Consider the following 547-nt stretch of genomic DNA (forward strand, 5'->3'; position numbering starts at 1 on the left):
GTGTTATAAGAAAATAAGTGGAAATATCAATCAGAACTCGTTAGTTTTATACTCTAATGGTGTTAAAGATAAATTATATAATTGTTCACTAAACTATATTGGTAAAGACTTTAGCTTTAACTTATGGCGTTATGATTGTTTCTTGTGTTATTGCGTTTTAAATAATGAGTTTAAAATTGGATGTATTTATACTGGAGATGTAGATCTAAAAGTAATTAGGAATAATTTTATAAAACAAATAAAAAGTTTCAGTAATCATTTACCAATTAATACAATACAAGTTCCACATCATGGCAGTAAAAATGGATTTGACATTGATTTCTTTAAATATTTTGATAAAGGAACGTGTAAAATAATATCTCCAATTTCATTTGGTTTATCTAACTCTTATGGTCATCCATCAAGTATGGTTATTAAGCAGTTAACATCGGAATGCCATTTTCCTATTTATGTTACGAATGATAAGAGGGATTTATTCACCCAAGTTTTTGAGTTTGAAGTTTAGTAAGTTAAATACATCATAACTGCGTTTTACCTTCTATAGGAT

Annotated in this window: 1 protein-coding gene; it reads left to right on the forward strand. The window is 26.9% G+C overall.

What is annotated here, in order from left to right:
- Positions 1-505 (forward strand): hypothetical protein (locus tag QZ106_RS01125; RefSeq protein WP_295973186.1); only part of this gene is annotated, 505 nt, incomplete at its 5' end.
- Positions 506-547 lie beyond the last annotated feature (42 nt).

It is taken from the genome of uncultured Aggregatibacter sp. (assembly GCF_901873365.1).
Classification (GTDB): Bacteria; Pseudomonadota; Gammaproteobacteria; order Enterobacterales; family Pasteurellaceae; genus Aggregatibacter.